Origin of the sequence: Ectothiorhodospira variabilis, assembly GCF_022227625.1 — a bacterium.
GTDB classification, from domain to species: Bacteria; Pseudomonadota; Gammaproteobacteria; order Ectothiorhodospirales; family Ectothiorhodospiraceae; genus Ectothiorhodospira; species Ectothiorhodospira haloalkaliphila.
This window is the reverse complement of the sequence record NZ_JAJNAO010000049.1, coordinates 1-1,184: the sequence shown is the minus strand read 5'-3', so window position 1 is coordinate 1,184 and position 1,184 is coordinate 1. Positions and strand designations below refer to the sequence as shown.

The 1,184-nt window shown below is 52.1% G+C and carries 1 protein-coding gene; it reads left to right on the top strand.

The window, feature by feature from the left end; translation table 11 throughout:
* Nucleotides 1–267 precede the first annotated feature (267 nt).
* Nucleotides 268–1,184, top strand: a 917-nt coding sequence (locus LPW30_RS15865; RefSeq protein ID WP_239681363.1) for an esterase/lipase family protein, incomplete at its 3' end; no start/stop codon positions are given.

Genomic DNA, 1,184 nt, shown 5'->3' with positions numbered 1-1,184 from the left:
CTCAGCCAATCCGACACGATGTACCAGCCGCGCTTCTATCAGTCCGATGCGTGGGAAACATGGAGGGTTGGTCGGGCACGTCTTCTGCAGACCAATATCAGCGCTGCCCGAAATCGGTTGCCAGACGACAGTAGCAATCCTATATATTGTTATCATGATCAGTATTCGATCCCTTATTGTACAAGAATCATTAGTGATGAGCTAATTTGGAGCTTGTCTTCCCGGTGCGGCGAACGAGGTTCGGGCAGTTGTGTAGACAAAACGCCAGTGCTCTTCATTCATGGTTATCAAGGGTTTTTTTCCCCAGCGAGAGGTGTTGATGAGGAGATCCTTTATGGTGGGCCTGGCTACTGGAACCACCTGCCCGAGCAACTGCATGATGAGGGTTATGCGGTGTTCGGCTTTCAGTGGCGTTCGTCCCAGCGTTTTCAAGATGCGGCGGCGGATTTGGCGGAGGCTATCGACCTGATTCACCAGGATACGGGTAAAAAAGTCCACGTTATCGCACACTCGTTCGGCGGTTTGGTGGCTCGCACCTATTTGCAAGGGATGGCCACTGCTAGAACCTACGCGGATGATGTGGCGAGCCTGATCACCGTTGCGACACCTCACTCAGGAATTGCGGACGAAACAACAATCAACGGCGTAACGCTTCCCAAGGGTAGGTCCCAAAACGGTGGTCGAGTGATCGGTCAATGCCGCCAGCTGTCTTGTTACCAAGCAGGAAAGGTTCAATCCAGAACATATCAAGCTTGGCAGGGTTTTGTGGCACACGAGACTGTAGACCTGAGAGAACATTTCCATGTAAACGAGAGCCACGCCGGAGCCTTTATGGTTGACTTGGCCAATAACAGTTCGGAGATGCCGGTGCCGATGTTGGCTTTGTATGGTTTGACTTCAGGTTGTTCACCTTCAATGACGCAAAGGTTCGGGGATGGTGATGGGATGATTTCATGGGAGGGGCAACGGGCGCATCCAGGGTTTTCCTGTTCGGACGGAAGCTGTGAGCCCGAGAGTATTAATCAACTGCAAGACACATCCAGTCATTTTCCAGCCGGCCTCCATGAGTATGTGTTAGGCCTTCCTGCCGCAGATGGACGTAATGTGAAGTCGAATATCGACGACATATATTCAGGCGCTGCGGATGATTTAAGGCGCTTCTGCACCAGATGGGGGTATCGGCA